The following is a 14,442-nucleotide window of genomic DNA, read 5'->3' on the forward strand; positions in this document are numbered from 1 at the left end:
AGCCCCAAATAGCTTCTCTTCTTAAAAGTGCCCAAAAACAAAACCAAACCAGTTATGGAGTGGGAGCCTTGACAGTTTCGTTCATATCAGGAGGCTCGGTGAACGCCCCCCGGAAAGCAAGCGGCTGGAGTGGAAATCAACCATTCGCCTCCCATACATATCAAAAATGTCAAAAGGTATCGAGAGAGCGTACTCTCGATACCTTTTGTCGACAATCTGAAAGGATGACTTCTTTTCATTAATAATAAGGGATTTTATCTAAGTATAAATCCATAGTAATCCTAAAAAAGCAAATCCTATTTCAGGGTTTGCTTTTTTAAGGTTTATGTAAGGTTTGAATTAAATTAGTGTAAGGTTCAGGATTTATAATCACCTATGTAGTTGATACGAGGAGGATTATTAAATGAAAACAATCTTACAAGCAAATAGAGTTCAAAAGGTATTTGATAATAAAGGAATCGTGTATAAAGCTTTGGAAGATATTGATTTAGAAATTAAAGAGGGCGAATTTATTGGGATTATGGGCCCATCAGGCGCTGGTAAATCAACATTACTAAATATTTTTTCCACCATTGATTCCCCATCGTCTGGAGATATCATTATCGCAGATCAAAACATTGTTAATATGAAGGAAGAACAACTGTCTGATTTCCGACGGAATAAACTTGGATTTATCTTCCAAGATTACAATCTTCTTGATACATTAACGGTCAAAGAAAACATTCTGCTTCCTCTTGCGTTATCAAAAGTACCAGCCAAAGAGATTGAAATACGTGTTAATAAAATCGCTGATACATTTGGAATTCGAGAAATCTTGGATAAATACCCATATCATATATCAGGAGGTCAGAAACAACGAACTGCAGCATCTCGGGCCATAATAACAAGTCCAGATATCATCTTTGCGGACGAGCCTACTGGTGCATTAGATTCAAAATCTGCTATTAGCTTATTAGAAAGCTTAAACGCATTAAATAAAGAGAATAAATCTACTATTATGATGGTGACGCATGATGCTTTCGCTGCTAGCTTTTGTCAACGGGTGTTATTTATTAATGATGGCAAGATCTATACAGAGATTCATAAAATGAACCTTTCTCATAAGGAGTTCTTTCAAAAAATATTAGATGTCCTAGCTTCTCTTGGAGGTGGGCATTAAATGACATTATTTAGTTTGGCTAGGAAAAATATTAGGCAAAATTTCACCAACTATTTCTTATATTTTGCATCCATGATTTTCAGCATAGTGATCTACTTTACATTCGTTTCATTAAAATACGATAAAACCATTCAAGCTACTACAGGCTCATCACAAAAAATCAACTCTGCTTTTAGTGGTGCAGCAGTAGTCTTAATGATCTTTGTAGGGATTTTCATTTGGTATTCTAACGCCTTCTTTACAAGGAAACGTAAAAAAGAAGTGGGTCTTTATTCTTTATTGGGTGTACGTAAGAAACAAATTGGCCGTATGTTATTTTATGAAAATTTTATTATGGGGATAGTAGCCCTTATTATTGGAATTCTTCTAGGTTCTTTATTATCAAAGGTTTTTGTTTCAATTTTAATGAAAGTCATTGGTTACGAATCCATGGGGAATTTCGTCATTTCATTCGAAGCGATAATAAATACGATAATCGTATTCTTTCTAATTACAATCCTAACTTCGATTCAAGGTTACCGATTGATATATCGATTTAAATTAATTGAATTATTCCAAGCAGATAAAGAAGGTGAAAAAGAGCCGAGAGCTTCTTTTATCCTGGCTCTTATATCCATAATATTAATCGGAATTGGTTATTGGCTAGCTTTACAAAATTTATTGGAATCGAATGTTTGGAAAGTAATAGGATGGATGGTTACTCCACTTGTAATTTTAAGTACAGTTATACTGGGTACGTATCTACTATTCAGTACATTAACCGTATTCCTATTAAAGCTGTCTAGAAAAAATACTAGATCCTATTGGAAAGGGATTAACATCATTGGGGTTTCCCAGCTTCTATATCGCATAAAAGGCAATGCTCGGACTTTGACGGTTATTGCAGTACTAAGTGCTACAACATTAACAGCAGTTGGAACTGCCTACAGTTTGTATTACAACACTAGAAGTAATATAGAAATCGCTGATCCTAACGACATGATGTTTGTTTCTAAAGATAAGACCGTATCTAAAAAAGTTGAAAATATCATCTCAAGTAATAATAATCATGACATTGTCTATCATGTAGAAATTCCGACGCTTCAAATCACTGCAGATATCACAACCCTAAAAAGTAAAATGTCTAGTGATGAAATGATTTATACAGTAATTTCAAATAGCACATTTAATAAATTAGCTAAAACACAAGATAGAGGAGACTCCTTATCGTTAATTGGGAATGATGCAGCTGCATTAGAAGCCGTATATTATGACGGTTTGTCACCAAAGTATGTGGGATCAACGATATCCTTGAATGTAAAGGATCACGTCGAAAACATTACGTTTAAGAACCTAAAAAAATACAATGTCCTAAATCTATATACTGCAGGTGCCACTCTCGTTGTGAGTGATGAGTTGTTTTCCAAATTAGAAAAAGAAATATTCCCTGTGAACATGGAAATATACAAGATTACAAACGAAGATGAAGCTAAGCAACTTACAAAAGATATTCAATCCATTTTATCGGAAGAAGCAAACTTCTCAAGTTTTTATGCAGATTATACAGCTGCCTTGGAATCAACAGGATTAATGATATTTATGGGTGGATTTTTAGGATTAGTATTCCTTGTCGCAACAGGAAGTATCATTTACTTTAAACAATTAACAGAGGCAAATGCAGATAAATCTCGTTATGAGATTCTATACAAAATTGGTGTAAATAAGAAAGAAGTAAGGAAATCAATCGCAAAACAAGTATTGTTTATCTTTTCCCTTCCATTAATAGTAGGAATCGCTCATTGTGCAGTTGCTTTGACTGCTTTATCAAGACTATTACAAACAAACCTAATGATCCCGGTTGTACTATGCATGGGGGTATATACTTGTATTTATATTTTTTATTATTTCTTAACGGTAAATGCATACTACAAAATTGTCATGAAAACAAAATAATCAAATAGATAGAGGAGCTTATCGATGAAAAAATTAATTTTATTTGGAGTAGCTATAGGAGCATTATTAATTGGTGGTTTATTGTTTATTCAAAATATAAATGTTAATAGAATAGGTGCGAATCAATATTATACTCAAATTGAAGGTCAAGGAAAGAAGTTAGTAGGGAAAGCAGACAATGGTGAGACGTTTATATCATATGAATACGAATTACCAGCTTTTAATAAAAAGGGCCAAGAAAAAACACTAACGTTTACATCACATAAACAACTTCGTGACAAAGCGTATTTATGCCTTTTTGTTAAGGATGGAAAAGGTGTTACATCCTATCAGGAAGTAACAAAGAAAGAACTTCCTGAAAAAGCAAAAATAGATTGAAATAAAGACATACCTTTTCCTTAAGCATTAAAACTTCTATAAACTAAAAAAGAATCCTTAAAAAGGGTTCTTTTTGTATGCCAGAATTTATATCTAATGGAGGATAATATAAGAACAGACATCGACTTTCTCCATTAGGGAGATAAGGGGTGATTTTCTAATAAACATAAAAGGGATGAATTATAGTAAGCTTTAGGATTATCATTTTGTTTTTCCTTTGAATTTTGCCATCCCTGATATTAAACAAGTTCCCGTTTTTTATATAATGAGGATTAAATTTGTCCAATTATGGAGGTAGTTTTTTAATGACGCTAAAAAACAAAAAAGTTTTAATTATTGACGATGAAGAAGATCTATTAAGACTATTGAAGACCGTTTTAATGAAAGAGGGAATAGAACATGTGTTTACCTCTACCACAACGAGTGACGGATTGATTCAATTTCAACAAAAACAACCAGATATTGTTTTATTGGATATTATGCTACCAGATGGAGAGGGCTATGATGTGTGTAAGCAGATTCGAACCACTTCTAACGTGCCCATTTTATTTATATCTGCAAATGCAGAAGAAATTGACAGAATTTTAGGATTTGCCATGGGTGGGGATGATTATATCACAAAGCCATTTAGTCCGAAGGAAGTCGCATATCGAGTAAAGGCTCAATTACGAAGAGCGGATTACTTACTGATAAATGATACAAAGGAATCAATTATTAAAGCAGGTCCTTTCGAATTAAATGAACATAGAGCAGAATTGACCAAGAATGGAAAAATGATTGATCTGAAGCGAAAGGAACTTGGATTAATGACTTATTTTCTAAAAAATATGAATAAGGTCATTAGTAAGGAAAGACTTTGTGATGCTGTCTGGGGCGAGGATTTTATTGGCTTTGATAATACCATAATGGTACACATCCGAAGACTTCGTGAAAAAATTGAAGATCAACCTTCCAGCCCAAGATATTTAATTACCGTTAAAGGATTAGGTTATAAACTAATTGTAGAGGAAGAATAGGAGATGAAATGGAGATTAACTGGAAGATATTTGATGTCAGTAGTTTTGGTTGTAATACTAGTCATATTAATAAATATTTTTACCATTTTGTTATTACTGATTGTTCAAGTTACATTAAATGTACCAATTTTTCAAGCGAAGGAATCAACTCCTGCTGAAACTTTTACCAGGAGTTTTCAAGAACATATAATGGCTTCAAATGATGAAATCGCTATTAGTGAGAAAGGTAAGAAAGAGCTTATTTCTAATAAAGCATGGATACAAATTTTAGATGAAAATGGAAAAGAAGTATATGGCTATAGAATTCCTGTAGGTATCAAGAAGAAGTATACCCCTTTAGAAGTGGTTAATTCACATAAATATGTTGAAGCTGATACTTCTTCAACTGTTTTTATTAGTGGAAAAAAGATAAATAACAAAAAATATAGTTACTTTATTGGGTTTAAGAATCCTTATATTGAAAAAATCATATTTTCTTATGATTCACGAAATATCTTACATAAGATAAAAGTAGGAAGTATTGTTTTATTACTTATAGATAGTTTTATTGCTTTATTGATAGGATATTTTTTTAGTAAACGACTTACTCATCCATTACAAACATTAATTAGTGGAATTATAAGATTGGCAAATAAAGATTACAATGTACTTTATGAACCTAAAGGAATCTATAAAGATGTTTTTTATAATGTAAATAGTTTATCGAATCAGCTTAAAGAGAACGAAAAAGAAAGAAAAAAAATAGACTTGTTAAAAGAAGAGTGGATTAGCAATATATCCCATGACATAAAAACACCGTTAGCCTCTATTCAAGGCTATGCAGAAATGATGAAGGATCAAGAATATCATTTTTCTTTAGAAGAAATGAGAGAATTTGCGGAAATAATCGAAAAAAAATCACTATATATGAAAGAGCTCATTGAAGATTTAAACATAACCACAAGATTGAAAAATAAAGAACTAGCGTTAAATACAAAAACGATTAATATTGTAACTTTATTACGTAATACTGTAATTGATATATTAAACGATGCAAGATATTCAAATAGAAATATTAAATTTCAAGTTCAGAATGAAATTATTAATATTGAAGTTGATGAAATATTAATTCGGAGAGCGTTTAATAATTTAATTTACAATGCAATCGTCCATAATGACTCCAAAGTAAATATAGTTGTAAGTATTGAGTCGAAAGAACGAACACACATTACAATAATGGATGATGGTAAAGGAATCAAAAAGGAAGATCTTAATAGAATTTTTGACCGTTATTATCGTGGAACCAATACCGGGGAGTCACATAAAGGATCTGGACTCGGAATGGCCATCGCCAAAGATATCATTCAGGCACATAATGGGGAGATATCAATTAGCAGCGTGATTGATCATGGTACAAAGATTGAAATCGAATTATAATGGACCATTTAATACCATTTTCTTTCAATATATATGTATATGCACAAAAAAAGATAGCAACGACTTTGGTTGCTATCCAATCTAGGGAGTTTAGGGGTATAATCTAGATGTACTAGTATTGTACCCGGACTTTTTAAAAATAAACCAACTTTACTAAAATCCTTCTTTATTGAATAGTAGCGTTTCTATTGATATGATAGATATGAATATTTGATTAGGAGACGATACCATGAGTATGGACTTTAACTTTTTTATGAATGATATTGTAAGACAAGCACGCCAAGAAATTACTACTGCAGGTTATACAGAGCTTAAGACACCTGAAGAGGTAGATGAAGCATTCAATAAAAGTGGCACGACACTTGTTATGGTGAATTCAGTATGCGGTTGTGCAGGTGGAATTGCCCGTCCAGCAGCAGCTCATTCCGTTCATTATGACAAGCGCCCAGATCATTTAGTAACTGTATTTGCTGGTCAAGATAAGGATGCAACGGAGCATGCCCGTAACTACTTTGTAGACTATCCACCATCATCACCTTCTTTTGCATTATTAAAGGATGGAAAGCTTTGTACGATGATAGAGCGTCATGAAATCGAAGGTCACGATCCTATCTCTGTTGTGACAAAGCTGCAAAATTACTTTGATAAATATTGTGATGAAATTTAATTCAATGGGGACCCTAAAATAGGGTCCCTTTTTCTAATGCAGTTTTAAGACTGCATAAACTGGTAGCAAAGAATGCAAAAGAGAGGTGGAAACTTACGAGTACTTGAATAATGAAACTACACTTTAGCCCTTATTTGAAGGTGCCGAAATCAGTAATATCCCTTTTGGAAAATATTTTTAAATAATATTAAACTATTTATTTTTAATAACAATATTGCATAAATATAAGTATGTGTTAAAATACATATCAGTGAATATATATTAAATTTAAGGTTTTTGCTTGATAAAAATCTATAAATATCTCATAATAATTTATTATTGTGAAGTATGAAAATATTTAGAAAATTATAGGAGGAAAGTAAAAATGAAAAAATGGTTAACAGTAATCCTAACATCAATTCTATTAGTGGGACTTCTATCAGCTTGTGGAACTTCTGACAAAGAAGGTGCTTCCAATGCTGAAGGCGGAGAAAAGAAAGTACTAAAAATGGGAACATCAGCTGACTACCCACCATTTGAATATATCGATACAGCAAAAGGTGATGATATTATCGGTTTTGATGTTGATTTAGCAAAAACAATCGCAAAGAACCTTGGATATGAAGTTACAGTTCAAGATATGGATTTCAGTGGACTTATCACTGCTTTACAATCCGATCAAGTTGATTTTGTATTGGCAGGTATGACACCTACTGAAGAACGTAAGCAAAGTGTTGATTTCTCCGATGTATACTACATGGCTAATCATATGATCGTAACGAAAAAAGACAGTGGTATTGAAAAACAAGAAGATTTAGCAGGGAAGACAGTTGGTGTACAACTGGGTTCAATCCAAGAAGGATTAGCAAATGATTTGAAGGAAACTGGCAATATCGATATGAAGGTTGAAAACCGAAATCGTATTCCTGAACTAGTCCAAGAGATAATGGCTGGACGTTTCGATGCAGCGATCATCGAAGATACGGTGGCAAAAGGATACCTAAACGATAACAAGGAACTGGTTGGTCATGTAATCCCTGTACCTGAAGAAGAAGCTGGTTCTGCAATTGCATTCCCTAAGGACAGTGAATTAACTGAAAAGTTCAATGAGGAACTTAAGAAAATGCAAGAAAATGGTGAACTAGAAAAATTAATCGTTAAGTGGTTTGGTGGAGAGCAAGCAAAATAATGTAATAATCCATCATAAACCTTAAAGTGTCTGGCATTCTAAAAATTTCCCTTTTTAGAATGCTTGGCACTTTATCTAGTTTATTCCCGGTCTTAAGGAGATGAGAAAGATGAATTTTGATTTCGAAAGGATTTTGCCTTCATTGCCTTTCATTTTGGAAGGTATTCCACTAACGTTAAAGGTCGTAGCAGCAGCAGGGTTGTTAGGGTTTGCATGGGGTATCATATTGGCCTTATTCAAAATCAGTAGACTTAAGCCATTAAATTGGTTTGCAGATATTTATACCTCTATTTTCCGTGGTACCCCTTTAGTCCTTCAATTAATGTTGATTTATTACGGGGCGCCTCAGTTATTTGGAACTCAGATTGACGCGTTTGTAGCTGCATTTCTATCGTTTGGATTAAACTCTGCAGCATATATCTCGGAAGTTATTCGGGCAGGTATTCTTGCAGTGGACAAAGGACAAAAGGAAGCATCTATGGCTTTAGGTGTTCCTTATAATCGAATGATGTGGGATATTATTTTGCCACAGGCTATGAAAAACATACTTCCAGCACTAATGAATGAATTTATTACTCTTACGAAAGAGTCTGCAGTAGTAACTGTCATTGGATTACAAGATATTATGAGACGATCCTATATTGTAGGTGGACAAACTTATAAATTCTTAGAGCCAATCCTTTTTGCAGGAGTCATCTATTACGTAATGGTAATAATCCTAACTGTACTTGGTAAGCTAGTTGAAAGGAGAATGAGACGCAGTGATTAAAATCGATAATCTTCATAAGTATTTCGGGAAATTGGAAGTTTTAAAAGGAATCACTACTTCCATCAGTGAAGGTGAAGTGGTTGCGATTATTGGACCATCTGGTTCGGGAAAATCGACGTTCCTGCGTTGCATGAACCTTTTAGAGCAGCCAACTGAAGGGAAAATCTTTGTAAAAGATCACGACATAACAGATAAGAAGACAAACATTTTGAAGGTTCGTGAAAATGTAGGGATGGTATTTCAGCATTTTCATTTATTCCCTCACAAAACGGTATTAGAAAACCTCACATACGCACCAATGAAAGTGAAAGGACTTTCTAAACAAGAAGCCGATAAAAAGGGAATGGAATTACTTAAAAAAGTGGGACTTGCTGAAAAAGCTCATGAGTATCCGAACCGTTTATCAGGGGGACAAAAACAGAGGGTAGCAATTGCGCGTGCACTTGCAATGGATCCCGAAGTGATGTTATTTGATGAACCTACTTCCGCCCTTGATCCTGAGATGGTAAAGGAAGTTTTAGAAGTTATGAAATCACTTGCCCACACAGGAATGACAATGGCGATCGTTACCCATGAAATGGGCTTTGCTCGAGAAGTAGCGGATCGAGTTTTATTCTTAGATGGTGGAAATCTAGTAGAGGATGCTCCTCCAGCAGAATTCTTTACTTCACCTAAATCCCCACGTGCAAAGGACTTTCTTGAGAAAATGCTATAAGAGAAGGATAGCTTTTTGCTATCCTTCTTTTTTTATTTTATAGGGTAAATTAAAGCTTATTGTTGATTGGTATGGAAGGCGTGAGATTACTCGAGGAATCTGTTCAATGTCCTTCGGGAAAAGCGAGTCTAGGGAGAACCAACAGGCGTGCAATTCGCAGTGGAGGATCCCAACCCCCGCGGAAAACGAGTGCTGGAGCTGTGATCATCAAAACAGAGCCATTAAATAAAATTAAATTGGAAGCAATGAAGTATAAGAAGAATCAAAATATCAGTAAGGCAAATAAAAGTGGAAATTCTCCTTTATCCCCACCTAATGGCTCGAGAATTGTCGAGTTTTTTAATATTTTAGGGTAGTATAAATAAGTGGAAAAGATGTAAATCCACGAAAAAATCGGTCAGGTAATAGGGGTAAATTACACTATCATTGCGTGACGGAAATTCTCAAAGGGAGGGACCTTATGTTTAAAATTGGCTATAGAACATTAAAAACATCCATAGGAGTAGCCATTGCGATATTAATTGCACAACTTTTCGGTCTTTCCAATTTTCCATCTGCAGGAATCATAACTATTTTAAGCATTCAGGTTACAAAAAAGAAATCAGTAAGGACGTCTATTGACCGTTTCATTGCATGTTTGATAAGCATTGTTTTCTCAGTGATATTCTTCGAGGGAATCGGATACCATCCGATTGTCATCGGGCTGATGCTATTATTTTTTATTCCAACTGCAGTTGCTGCAAAGGTCCAAGATGGGATTGTAACAAGCAGTGTTATTATTTTACATATCTATAACCAAGCGGAAATCAGCTATCAATTTATCCTCAATGAAATTTCATTGATTTTAATTGGTATCGGTGTAGGTCTTATTATGAATTTATACATGCCGAGCTTAGAGAATACATTGTACGAATACCAAGAAGGAATCGAACGTAAATTCAGTATCATTCTTAAACAGATGGCTCATTATCTGAGGACAAATAACACGGATTGGGACGGTAAGGAAATAGTAGAAGTATCAAAGCTGCTTCAAAATGCAAAGACATTGGCATTCCGAGATGTTGAAAACCATTTTCTACGCCATGAAAATCTGTTCTATCATTATTTTAAAATGCGAGAAAAACAATTTGAAATAATAGAAAGGCTTTTGCCATTAATCAGTTCCATACCTGCCACTTGTTGTCAAAGTCACATTGTGGCAGAATTCATCGAAGAAATAAGCGAAAATGTACATCCAGAAAATACTGCTAATATTTATTTACATAAACTAGATGAGATGATGGATCAATTCAAGGAAATGGATTTGCCGAATACAAGAGAAGAATTTGAGGTGCGGGCTGCACTAATCCAAATAACGAAGGAAATTCAAGATTATTTATCATTGAAGAGTGCTTTTACGGGATTACCGAGTAGACAGGTGAATGAAAAAAGGAAAGGCCGTTTAAACTAAGTGGACGATGAATTGAATCAGAAACGAAGGTGAATGGCATTCGGTTTTTATTAACTTTGTTTATTATTTTAAGTATTTCTCCTGTTTGGCCCATAGGGCAGAATCCATTACGAGGGGACCCATTCATAATTGTCAATAAAAGTAAGAATGAATTAGCTTTTATTAAAGATGGGAAAGTTCAGCAGGTGGTGAAAGCTGGAACGGGTAAAAGCCAAGATTTAACTCCTGAAGGATTGTTTACTGTTACCGTAAAAGCTAAAAATCCTTATTATCGCAAAAAGAACATTCCTGGTGGGGATCCGAGAAATCCACTTGGAACCCGTTGGATTGGTTTTGATGCTAGAGGAACGGATGGGCGCATATATGGGGTACATGGAACAAATCAGCCATGGACGGTTGGTAAATACGTTTCAAATGGATGTATAAGACTTTTAAATCCTGTCGTTGAAAAATTATATGACCAGGTTCCTATAGGGACAAAAATACTTGTCACTCGATCAACTAAAAGTTACAAGCAACTGGCAAAGGAGCATGGAGCACTATAAAAAGAGAGTGAAACAATCACTCTCTCAGACTGTAGTCAAACTCGAAGAGTTTCGAGTTTGACTACAGTCTTTTTTTTACAATGAAAGAAGTTAACTAAGAACTAGAGAAGTTGATTGCAGCGAAGGGCGAACGCTTTCCGCGGGCGTGGCTTGAGCCTCCTCCTTCGCTACGCTCGTGCGGGGTCTCAAGTCTCAAGCTTTTCCCGCAGGAGTCGTCGCCCTCTGCTCCAATCAACGGTGTTTGTACATAATTTAGAGGTGATAAGCGATGATGAATAAAAATCAAATCAATGAACGTGAACAATTAGAAATGCTGACTATTGAACAACTTGTTCCTCAAGACCACATAGTAGGGATTTGTAGTGGAAACGATTGAACGAGTCTTTGCGGATGCGAAGGAAAAGCATGGTATGCGTTGGACAACCCTAAGAGGATTAAAAAAATTGTCCATGCAGGCGATGCTTACGTTTGCATCCATGAATCTAAAGAAACTTGGACATGGGAAGTTGCTTAAGGATGATTTATAAAGCTTAATGAACAGGTTTTTAAGTTGATTATTCAAGGACACTGGTTGATTGGAGCGGAAGGCGCTTGACTCCTGGGGGATTAGCGTTACAGGCGAGACCCCGCAGGAGCGATAGCGACGAGGAGGCTCGGCGAACGCCCCCCGGAAAGCAAGCGGCTGGAGCGGAAATCAACCTTTTCGCCTACCAAACATATCAAAAATGACAAAAGGTATCGAGAGAGCGTATTCTCGATACCTTTTGTCGACAATATGAGAGAGTGAAACAATCACTCTCTTTTTTACGTTTAAAGCGGCTAAATCAATATTTATGATATCAAATTTTTGAATAATCATTTTGTATTCAAGTATACTGAATCTACCTTTAATCATATGCCTCAAATTGTTTGTAAATTAAAACCCTGAAGACATAATGTCTTCAGGGTTTTTATGTTTAGAATAAAAATGATATTCCAGTAAGTAAAGTTGAAAGCAACATAACTGCCATCATCATATATACGACGAATTTACGGAATTTTTTATTTTTCATATTGCATCTCTCCTATTTAGGAATAGTACAAGTCTATTTTACCTTTAATAAGCAATTTAGACAACTGTAAGAAGTATGCAATGCGATAGAGAAATTTGAAATAAAAGAGTTATTTTTTGAGTAAAAAGCAGGGTTTTGGCGAATTTTGTAGAATAGTATCTGAGTACTGAAAGTTTAGTGACAGAACTTGGGGGATTTCTATGATTAATAAAATTGACCACATTGGAATTGCAGTAAAATCACTGGAGTCTGCATTGGAGTTTTATCAAAACACACTTGGACTGACTTTCGAAGGAAAAGAAACAGTCGAAAGCCAAGGAGTGACTGTAGCGTTTTTATTAGCAGGTAACACTAGGCTGGAATTGTTGGAGGCCACTTCTGATAGTAGCCCAATTGCTAAATTCATTGAAAAACGTGGGGAAGGAATTCACCATGTTGCGTTAGGTGTGAGTAAGATTGAGGAAAGAATCCAAGAAGTGAAAGAAAAAGGAATTATTATGATTAACGACCAACCAAAACCTGGTGCACACCATGCTCAAGTAGCGTTTATGCACCCTAAATCTACTGGTGGCGTTTTATATGAGTTTTGTGAACGTAAAGAGGAGGAGCAATCATGATTGACATCTATGAAAAAATTAATGAATTATATGATCGTCGCAGAGAAATTGAACTAGGTGGCGGGGACGATAGAATAGATAAGCAACACGAAAAAGGAAAATTGACAGCGCGTGAACGGATCGACTTATTGGTCGATCCAGGGACTTTTGTAGAATTGAATCCTTTTATTTCCCATAGATGCAATGATTTCGGACTTGCTGATGCAAAAGGACCTGGTGACGGGGTTGTTACAGGTTATGGAAAGGTTAACGGCAGGGACATTTATTTATTTTCTCAAGACTTCACGGTTTTTGGTGGGGCCTTAGGGGAGATGCATGCTAAAAAGATTGCCAATGTTATGGATTTAGCAGCCAAAAATGGGGCTCCATTTATCGGATTGAATGATTCAGGTGGTGCAAGAATCCAAGAGGGTGTCGTTTCCCTTGACGGTTATGGACATATTTTTTATCGAAACTCCATCTATTCCGGAGTAATACCACAAATCTCGGTAATCATGGGGCCGTGTGCAGGAGGGGCCGTTTATTCACCAGCTATTACTGATTTCGTCTTTATGGTTGAAAAGACAAGTCAAATGTTCATTACCGGTCCAAAGGTCATTGAAACAGTAACAGGAGAAAAAATCAGTGCTGAAGATCTAGGTGGAGCAGATGTGCATAATAGCATTAGTGGGAATGCACATTTTAAAGCTGAAACAGAAGAAGCGGTAATTGAGATGGTTCGTGCTTTATTAAGCTACCTTCCACAGAACAATGAACAAAAGCCTACAAGGTTAGATGCAGATCAAGCTGATGATTATCGACCTGACTTAACGGATGTTATCCCATTTGACGCAATCCGACCTTATGATGTACGTAAGGTAATTGAGCAAGTGGTTGATGGAGATTCCTTTATGGAGATTCAAAAAGATTTCGCAAAAAACATTGTGATAGGTCTTGCAAGAATCAAAGGTGAAGTAGTTGGATTAGTGTGTAACCAACCTAAGGTGATGGCAGGAGGCCTAGATATCGATTCCTCTGATAAAGCGGCTCGTTTCATTCGTTTTTGTGATTCTTTCAACATTCCGATTATTACGTTTGAAGATGTAACGGGTTTCTTCCCTGGAGTTAAACAAGAGCACGGCGGTATCATTCGTCACGGCGCTAAAATTCTTTATGCTTATTCAGAAGCAACCGTTCCAAAGCTTACTGTAATTCTGCGTAAGGCATATGGAGGGGCTTATGTGGCATTGAATAGTAAATCCATTGGGGCTGATCTGGTATTTGCTTGGCCAAATGCAGAAATTGCTGTTATGGGACCTCAAGGTGCTGCCAACATCATTTTTGCTAGAGAAATTGCTAATAGTGAAGATCCTGAAGCAACAAGAGCGCAAAAAATAGAAGAATATAGAGAAAAGTTTGCTAATCCATATGTCGCCGCTAGTCAAGGAATGGTTGATGATGTGATTGATCCAAGAGAGACTAGGATTAAAATCATACAATCTCTTGAAATGCTTCGAAATAAAAAAGAATCAAGACCATATAAGAAACATGGCAATATCCCGTTATAGGTTCAAATAAT

General features: G+C 35.5%; 14 protein-coding genes and 1 pseudogene. 14 read left to right on the forward strand and 1 reads right to left on the reverse strand.

What is annotated here, in order from left to right; genetic code table 11:
* The first annotated feature begins 403 nt into the window (after positions 1–403).
* From G3O09_RS17960 to G3O09_RS18015, 12 genes and pseudogenes are all read left to right on the forward strand, one after another.
* A complete protein-coding gene (locus tag G3O09_RS17960) occupies positions 404–1,159 on the forward strand; it encodes an ABC transporter ATP-binding protein (RefSeq protein ID WP_163102827.1) in 756 nt (251 codons plus the stop codon).
* Positions 1,160–3,091 (forward strand): ABC transporter permease, encoded by a 1,932-nt coding sequence (locus G3O09_RS17965; RefSeq protein ID WP_163102828.1) that lies wholly within the window; start codon positions 1,160–1,162, stop codon positions 3,089–3,091. It begins immediately after the preceding gene.
* Positions 3,092–3,115: 24 nt separating this feature from the next.
* Positions 3,116–3,469, forward strand: a complete 354-nt coding sequence (locus tag G3O09_RS17970; RefSeq protein ID WP_163102829.1) for a YxeA family protein — start codon at positions 3,116–3,118, stop codon at positions 3,467–3,469.
* Positions 3,470–3,774: 305 nt separating this feature from the next.
* Entirely contained in the window at positions 3,775–4,485 is a 711-nt protein-coding gene (locus G3O09_RS17975; protein ID WP_163102830.1) for a response regulator transcription factor, read from the forward strand.
* Between the two features lie 3 nt (positions 4,486–4,488).
* Positions 4,489–5,901 carry a HAMP domain-containing sensor histidine kinase gene (locus G3O09_RS17980; RefSeq protein ID WP_163102831.1) on the forward strand — a complete coding sequence of 471 codons (1,413 nt, stop codon included), beginning with the start codon at positions 4,489–4,491 and terminating at the stop codon, positions 5,899–5,901.
* A 229-nt stretch (positions 5,902–6,130) separates the two neighbouring features.
* Positions 6,131–6,568 (forward strand): BrxA/BrxB family bacilliredoxin, encoded by a 438-nt coding sequence (locus tag G3O09_RS17985; RefSeq protein ID WP_163102832.1) that lies wholly within the window; start codon positions 6,131–6,133, stop codon positions 6,566–6,568.
* A 364-nt stretch (positions 6,569–6,932) separates the two neighbouring features.
* Positions 6,933–7,736, forward strand: a complete 804-nt coding sequence (locus G3O09_RS17990; protein ID WP_163102833.1) for a transporter substrate-binding domain-containing protein — start codon at positions 6,933–6,935, stop codon at positions 7,734–7,736.
* Between the two features lie 100 nt (positions 7,737–7,836).
* Positions 7,837–8,505 carry an amino acid ABC transporter permease gene (locus tag G3O09_RS17995; protein WP_275898330.1) on the forward strand — a complete coding sequence of 223 codons (669 nt, stop codon included), beginning with the start codon at positions 7,837–7,839 and terminating at the stop codon, positions 8,503–8,505.
* The gene (locus G3O09_RS18000; protein WP_163102835.1) at positions 8,498–9,220 is read left to right on the forward strand and encodes an amino acid ABC transporter ATP-binding protein; all 723 of its coding nucleotides are present in this window, start codon (positions 8,498–8,500) and stop codon (positions 9,218–9,220) included. The genes G3O09_RS17995 and G3O09_RS18000 overlap by 8 nt, the downstream gene beginning before the upstream one ends.
* A 460-nt stretch (positions 9,221–9,680) precedes the next feature.
* Positions 9,681–10,670 (forward strand): aromatic acid exporter family protein, encoded by a 990-nt coding sequence (locus tag G3O09_RS18005; protein ID WP_163102836.1) that lies wholly within the window; start codon positions 9,681–9,683, stop codon positions 10,668–10,670.
* A gap of 38 nt (positions 10,671–10,708) precedes the next feature.
* Positions 10,709–11,215: a L,D-transpeptidase gene (locus G3O09_RS18010; protein ID WP_163102880.1), complete on the forward strand. Its 507-nt coding sequence runs from the start codon at positions 10,709–10,711 to the stop codon at positions 11,213–11,215.
* Positions 11,216–11,580: 365 nt separating this feature from the next.
* Positions 11,581–11,742: pseudogene (locus G3O09_RS18015) on the forward strand (transposase); the annotation flags it as partial.
* A gap of 429 nt (positions 11,743–12,171) precedes the next feature.
* On the opposite strand, the gene prli42 reads toward G3O09_RS18015, so the two are convergent.
* On the reverse strand, positions 12,172–12,267 hold the full coding sequence (gene prli42, locus G3O09_RS18020) for a stressosome-associated protein Prli42 (protein ID WP_163102837.1): 96 nt from the start codon (positions 12,265–12,267) through the stop codon (positions 12,172–12,174).
* A gap of 200 nt (positions 12,268–12,467) precedes the next feature.
* Between prli42 and mce the strand changes: the two genes are divergently transcribed.
* The gene (gene mce, locus G3O09_RS18025; RefSeq protein WP_163102838.1) at positions 12,468–12,884 is read left to right on the forward strand and encodes a methylmalonyl-CoA epimerase; all 417 of its coding nucleotides are present in this window, start codon (positions 12,468–12,470) and stop codon (positions 12,882–12,884) included.
* The gene (locus tag G3O09_RS18030) at positions 12,881–14,431 is read left to right on the forward strand and encodes an acyl-CoA carboxylase subunit beta (protein ID WP_163102839.1); all 1,551 of its coding nucleotides are present in this window, start codon (positions 12,881–12,883) and stop codon (positions 14,429–14,431) included. Before mce ends, G3O09_RS18030 begins: the two co-directional genes overlap by 4 nt.
* Positions 14,432–14,442 lie beyond the last annotated feature (11 nt).

Origin of the sequence: Peribacillus alkalitolerans, assembly GCF_010882125.1 — a bacterium.
Lineage (GTDB): Bacteria > Bacillota > Bacilli > Bacillales > DSM-1321 > Bacillus_BN > Bacillus_BN alkalitolerans.